The following is a 6,371-nucleotide window of genomic DNA, read 5'->3' as shown; positions in this document are numbered from 1 at the left end:
CTCTCGCGTTACAGCAGGCGGTGCTCAATCTGCGTACTGCGTTTGATAATTTCTTCAATCCGAAGTTGCGCGCCCAATTTCCCACGTTCAAACGCAAACAGGGCAAGCAATCGAGCTATCACTGTGTTGGGGTGAAAGTGCTGGAGGGGGCGGTGAAGCGCCCGAAATTGTCACCGATAAAGGCGCGCATACACCGAGAAATTGCAGGGGAAGTGAAGAGCATTACGCTGTCCCGAACCGCCACGGGAAAATATTTCGCCGCTATCCTGTGTGACGATGGAAAAGAGGCGCGGGAAAAGCCGGGCGTTATCACCCGCGTGACCGGTTGCGATAGGGGTTTGTCCCACTATCTTATCGAGTCGAATGGGGAGAAGGTCAATAACCCGCGTCACCTAATCAACGCCACCCGTAACCTGCGTCGAAAACAGAAATCGCTGTCCCGCAAACAAAAGGGCAGTGCTAACCGCGGGAAGGCCCGATTACGTCTGGCGGCAGTCCATGAGCGGGTAGCCAATGCCCGCGCCGATTTTCAACACAAACTCTCCCGGACAAGGGTTGACGAAAACCAGGCGCTCATTGTTGAGACACTAAAATCGGCCAACATGATGAAGGATTACTGCATTGCCCGCGCTATCGGGGATGCGGGCTGGCATGGTTTCATCAAGAAACTGGAATACAAAGCCGCAGCAGCGGGCGTCCATCTGGTCAAACTGGATCAGGGGTTCGCGAGTTCGAAAACCTGTCATTGCTGCGGTTACAAAATGCCGGAAATGCCGCTGCATAAGCGGCTCTGGCAATGCCCTTTCTGTCGAGTCGAACATGATCGCGATATCAATGCGGCGCTCAACATCCAGCACAAGGGCATAACAGCATTACAGGCGGCGGGACTCGTCGTTTCTGCCCACGGAGGCCAGTGTAAATCCGTCATAAAGACGGTTGCGGCCTGAGAAGTGGGAAGCCTCGCCGTTTTTTACGGCGGGGAGCAGTCACCTTACGAGCAGCTCCATCATTGGCACTTCACATCAGAACAGAACTTACTGGAAGCCCATTTTGTTCTGATGAAAGGGTTAATAGATAATGCAGGTAACTATCGGCACAGTGGTGTTGGTGTCACGAATGGAGAAAAAATCATTCATATGGCTCCACAGGCAAACCGGGTTCCAAAACTGATGGCGGATCTTCTTTACTGGCTGAACGCTACGGATATTCATCCACTTATTGCCAGTTGTATCTTCCATTATGAATTTGAATTTATTCACCCGTTTGCTGATGGTAACGGCAGAATGGGCAGATTATGGCAGACATTAATCTTGAATCACTGGAACTCATTATTTGAATTCATTCCAGTTGAAAGTCTGGTTTACAAGCATCAGGCTGATTACTATCAAGCCATTAATCTCAGTACTCAACAAGTTGATTGCGCGCCTTTTATTGAATTTATGTTGAGCATGATACGTGACGCAATTCTGGAATCTACCCATCAGGCTACCCATCAAGCTAGCCATCAGGTTACCCACCAAGTTAAACAATTAATTATGGCGTTGGAAGGAGAAATGAATCGTGAGCAACTTCAATTAGCGCTTGGATTAAAAGATCGTAGCTCATTCCGTCTACGCTATCTGCAACCCGCACTGGAAGCTGGATTGATTGAAATGAATCACCCAGAAAAACCCAGTAGTTCATTACAACGTTATCGTTTGACAGAAAAAGGGTTGTATTTAAAACAACAATAAATTAACTCTCTAAACTATTCGTATAATCACGACTTTTAGCTCTCAACAGAGTATCATCCGGAAGTTTCTGAACAGGATCATGTTGCACTACCACATTATCTGAATGAATTATTGTTGGATCAATGCCACCAAACCATTTATTCTTGCTCCAGGTATCGGTTAATTGATTAAGTGTTCGGCTAGTATCCAAATAATATTGTTGATATAAATAATCAGGCGCAGAATTACCATCTGCAAAATTCTTATCAACTTTATAATTTTCAGCTAAGATATTAACCCACTGCATTATTACTAAACGAAATGCCAGCACCACCGACTTTAGCATCAGGATCAACAGCCTTAATCACTCTCACTACTTTTTCATATAATGCATAATATTTTTATGGATCATCACTATTCCAGAAAAACAGTAAATCAGTCTCGTTCCAAACCTCCCAATAAATTATTTTTTCTGTCCACCTGGAAATAGTTATCCATATCGCCAATACCAAAACCATCATGAAGCCGGAGATGTTTGATTTCCATCTGATTAAACTGATCATCTAAATCAGGGAAGCCAAGCTTCATTCCTTTAGTTGTTGTTTCAAGATAGTCATTTATCGTATCGTCAATCTCTGGACCAGATATTATTTCGCAATCTTGGTTAAAGTAAGTACCTATAAAATTATCTAAGTATTGTGTTTTAGTTTCTTTTTCCATTGAATTAAACCTCTTTTTTTATTGTTGTACTTAAGAATACTTTAATTATTCATCTTGCTCAGTATGCTCGTTTAAATAATCTTGTGCTCTTTTGGATACATAGTTTAAAAAACCAAGCGCTGTAGCAGTATCCCAAAAGTCTGGGTCAAAGTCACTATAATAGAGATCGTCAAAATCTTTCTCTATATCTTCTGAAGTGTTAATAAAAGAGTTAATCTCTTCTATTAATTTTTTTATTATTTCCTGAGTTGCAACATTAAGAAAGCAATCTATGGCTTCATCCATAGTTTCTCCATACAGTAAGTCATAATCTTGGCAAAAATAAGCACCTACTAAGATGTCTAGAAATGGATATTGTCCGTTCATTAAATTAAATTTCCTTGTCTATTGTTGCATTAAGAATACTATGATTAGTTATCGTATCTATACCCACTTAACTTGAAGATGCAGGATTCAAAACCTGGAAGTTATCATTAATACGGCACGACAGGTTCCCGGCAAGTTCCGGTAATATTTCCGTAAAAAAGCGATGTATTGCCTGCCTGAACAAGGCCGTCGTGGCGAAATAATGGTTATTCCTGACCTGTTCATTCATCACCTTCCACAGCCTTTCTATCGGGTTCAGATTCGGGCTGTATGGCGGCAAGTCATGAAGGTCGATATTCATTACATAAGCCCAGTCTTTCACCAGCCTGCTCCGGTGGTAACCGGCTCCGTCAAGGATAATATGAACCTTCTGACTGACCGGATAGGTTTCACGCAGGGCAATGAAGAACTCGGCGATGTGATAACTGTCGATACGGTCATATTCGCGCACCACCGTTTTACTGATATCAGCCAGATTCAGGGCACCCATCAGGTTCAGACGGGTACGGCTTCCTGTTTCAGTTTCCCGTCGGTTTCTATAAAGGCCCGTTGCTGTTCCGCGTTGAACTTGTGTGGCACGCCGGTCGGTTTTTTATAACTGAATCCATTGTGGCGCAGCCATTTATTCATGTCGGGAACGGTGTAACGGATATCCCACGCTTCTTTGACAAGACGGATAACCGCCTGTGTGGTGGGCAGAAGATCCGCGGTCAGATAAGCGATAAGTTCCTGAGTCTGTCTTTCGCTGAGATGGCTCTGAGAGCCGCCATTTTCGGGCTTGAGTTTGCGGTGATTAAGGTAATCGCTGATATGACGATTAACGGTCGTTTCATGAAGACGCAGGGCCTGAGCGATCATCACTGAACTCCAGCCCTCAGAGGCCAGCAGAACCGCTTTTATACGATCACACTCCCTCTTATCACGACAGGTGTGATAGAGGTGTTCCAGTTCGGCTTTTTGTTCATCGGTAATGAATATTTTCATGACTGATACCCTGATCCTCATTTGGGGGAAAATCAAGCATCTTCAATGATTACGGGTATATAACATATCTAAGGCAAGAGCAGAAATAACTACCCATTCTCGAAATTAAATTTTTATTGACGATAATCATCGTTCAATGTAAGGTGCTTCTGTTGCAGCAAAATCTGTAACCGGACGTGAGAATCCGACTATTATCCTGAATGGCGCACACTACACGCCAACGCGTGTTTTTTTTGCGCACAGCCTGCACATCAGAGTTATTATGGTGACTCAGGCGGGGCAACCTTTGGTTGGCCGGTATCATTCAGGCCGGTTCTCACCCCCGTTTGGGTTGCCACCCTGAGCGTGAGAACTCATGGCGGTAAAAAAATCACCGAACTGAATGGAGTTTTCAACCATGTATCAATTCAAATTTGTCCTCTGTCCGATCTAAAAATAATCTTTCATTCCCATACTTGTACATGTTTTTAATAAACAAATAGGTAATTTAAATGACTGACAGAAACGATCATAATTTGAAAAAAATAATTGCGTTAAGTCTTGCCACTGGCGCCGGTTATTTTTCATATAGCCCAGAGATTGGATTTAATAGATATAAATTTAGTGAAGAAGCAATTTTAGTAACGAATAAAGAAATAGATTTATATAGAACTTGCTCTAGAGACGATGGTTGGGATAGTGGAGTTGAAAATATATGCTGGGGAATTGTCATTCAGAAAAAAACAAAAGCAAATAAAAATGATTATATTCTAAGCGACATTGATACAAGTCTTATATATAATCAAATACAATCTGATGCCGTTAATAATTTTGCATTAAATATACTTGAAGAAGTAAAAATATGTGAAAATCATTCAAATGATAATAAGCTAATTGATGGGATTAGACTATCCGCAGTTTTAGCAAAAATTTATGCCAATCAACTAAAAACTTAATGATTCATCATATACAGGATCTTAAGAATTAAGCCTTTCAAAGCAGACATCTAATGTCTTGTCTTTACACGATTTTCTCTGTGGTGTTTTGAACGCGTTTTGGCATAAATATATTTGCGCCTTTTCCAGCCAAAAACACGTTTCCGACCATGCCCTTTGGAGCAGGTTTTCTATTATTGGCCTAAGCCAGCTCTCTGTATTTTGGGCTGCTTTAAGCAATGAGACCGCAGGGAATAATTGTCTTGCCAGCAAGCGCCTGAGCAACAAAGCCAGTAAGCTGAGCCAGATAAGCCCCGTGGCTAACGTTTCTTTCCGTGTGGTAAACCCGCGCCAATTGGTATGCGATTTGAGCTCTTTGAACAACAGTTCTATTTGCCAGCGGCAACGATAAATATCCATGATGTCACTGGCTGTAAACTCTTCCACGGGCAAATTAGTCAGCCACACGCAGAAGCGTTTTTCTTCGGCAAACCAGCGGCGAATAAGGCGAAACTCATAGCCATTACGCCGACAAATCAGATCCAGTACCTCTGAACGGTTAGTTCTGCGGGTGATAGATTTCAAGGATTTATCAGACAATTTGGGTAATAATTTTCCCTGACCGTTGCGTGCTGTCATGACCTGAGAATTGAGTGATTTACTTCCCCTGACAACAAATGAACCGCCTGAATGTGATACGCGCTCAAAATAATCAAAATCGAGATAACCCGCATCTGCCAGTAATAATGGGTCGCGCAGCGTCGCCGGTGCAGGCAGGTAAGCCCGTTCTGACGCTGTATCGGCGGTCACGGTCATCTTGACCGGAGACTGGGTGAACAGGGACAGCGTCAGATGACATTCCACGGCAGCGGCAGTGGTCTTGAACCGACAAGGGAAAACGTCAGCCAGTGCCGGATGAACTTTGAATGAACTGCCATCCTGTAAAATAACATTTTGAAATTTTGTCAGTTTTTTGGGCACAGCGACCTGCTTTTCTACCCATTGTGCCATGGCAAATCTCACCAATATTTTAACAAATTCGATGAAGGCGGCTTTGCAGAGTTGATTATAAAAAGGGCGATAACTGACCTGTTGTTTTTTATCGGGGCACAGGCCATTAAATTTTTGATGTAATTGGGCAATCGACGTCACGTTACCCGTGCTAAGCGCGGCAATAAGGCTGAGGATCAACACGCGAGGCTCGATATTTCTCACGCGCTGAATAAACCCACACTGGAAGGCAATTTTTTGCAAAGAAACGTCACTGAAGAATTGCATTAACTGATGTTTTATAGCGATAATTGTCACAGGCTTCATCCTTGATTTTGATATGAGTTTGGCGACGATTATCAGATCATAAATGAAGCTTTTTTGCTATCTAAAATATACGGTTACTGCTTAAGATCCTGTATATGAATGATTCATAATGAATCTATAGCTTAAGTAGGTTGTAAATATACGAAAGGGGCATATGTCTGACCATATGCCCCCATCTACCACAACATAAACCCGTAACGTGGATATTTATTATGGCATTCGGATATGATAACACAATTAAACCAGATCTTCTAGATCTTATTATTGAAGCAAGAGATATCGGATGGGCATGCTACGTTTTAGCATCTTTAATCTCTAAAGACGATGATTTATATCCACTAATAAATCAACTCTTAAG

General features: G+C 42.5%; 7 protein-coding genes and 1 pseudogene. 3 read left to right on the top strand and 5 right to left on the bottom strand.

The genetic code is table 11. The features are described 5' to 3' along the window. Both LGZ99_RS23005 and LGZ99_RS23000 read left to right on the top strand, forming a co-directional pair. On the top strand, positions 1-947 hold a 947-nt coding region (locus tag LGZ99_RS23005), incomplete at its 5' end, for an RNA-guided endonuclease TnpB family protein (protein WP_262979700.1). 3 nt (positions 948-950) lie between these two features. Beyond that, on the top strand, positions 951-1,733 hold the full coding sequence (locus LGZ99_RS23000; RefSeq protein ID WP_262979699.1) for a Fic family protein: 783 nt from the start codon (positions 951-953) through the stop codon (positions 1,731-1,733). Position 1,734: 1 nt separating this feature from the next. Here the strand turns inward: LGZ99_RS23000 and LGZ99_RS22995 are convergent, their stop codons facing one another. The 4 genes and pseudogenes from LGZ99_RS22995 to LGZ99_RS22980 form a co-directional block, all read right to left on the bottom strand. Then, complete coding sequence (locus tag LGZ99_RS22995) at positions 1,735-2,058, bottom strand: hypothetical protein (protein ID WP_036841701.1); 324 nt, start codon at positions 2,056-2,058, stop codon at positions 1,735-1,737. An 89-nt stretch (positions 2,059-2,147) separates the two neighbouring features. Continuing rightward, the gene (locus LGZ99_RS22990) at positions 2,148-2,432 is read right to left on the bottom strand and encodes a contact-dependent growth inhibition system immunity protein (RefSeq protein WP_036841704.1); all 285 of its coding nucleotides are present in this window, start codon (positions 2,430-2,432) and stop codon (positions 2,148-2,150) included. Between the two features lie 45 nt (positions 2,433-2,477). Next, positions 2,478-2,798, bottom strand: a complete 321-nt coding sequence (locus tag LGZ99_RS22985) for a contact-dependent growth inhibition system immunity protein (protein WP_036841706.1) — start codon at positions 2,796-2,798, stop codon at positions 2,478-2,480. Positions 2,799-2,865: 67 nt separating this feature from the next. Continuing rightward, positions 2,866-3,782: pseudogene (locus tag LGZ99_RS22980) on the bottom strand (IS630 family transposase). 491 nt (positions 3,783-4,273) lie between these two features. Between LGZ99_RS22980 and LGZ99_RS22975 the strand changes: the two are divergent. Next, complete coding sequence (locus tag LGZ99_RS22975) at positions 4,274-4,717, top strand: hypothetical protein (protein WP_051769841.1); 444 nt, start codon at positions 4,274-4,276, stop codon at positions 4,715-4,717. 21 nt (positions 4,718-4,738) lie between these two features. Here LGZ99_RS22975 and LGZ99_RS22970 read toward each other — a convergent pair whose 3' ends face one another. Continuing rightward, a complete protein-coding gene (locus LGZ99_RS22970) occupies positions 4,739-6,004 on the bottom strand; it encodes an IS4 family transposase (protein WP_262979698.1) in 1,266 nt (421 codons plus the stop codon). Between the last annotated feature and the right edge of the window lie 367 nt (positions 6,005-6,371).

The organism is Photorhabdus temperata (assembly GCF_025384845.1).
Classification (GTDB): domain Bacteria; phylum Pseudomonadota; class Gammaproteobacteria; order Enterobacterales; family Enterobacteriaceae; genus Photorhabdus; species Photorhabdus temperata.
The sequence above is the reverse complement of the archived record's forward strand: the minus strand, read 5'-3'. Positions and strand labels throughout refer to the sequence as shown.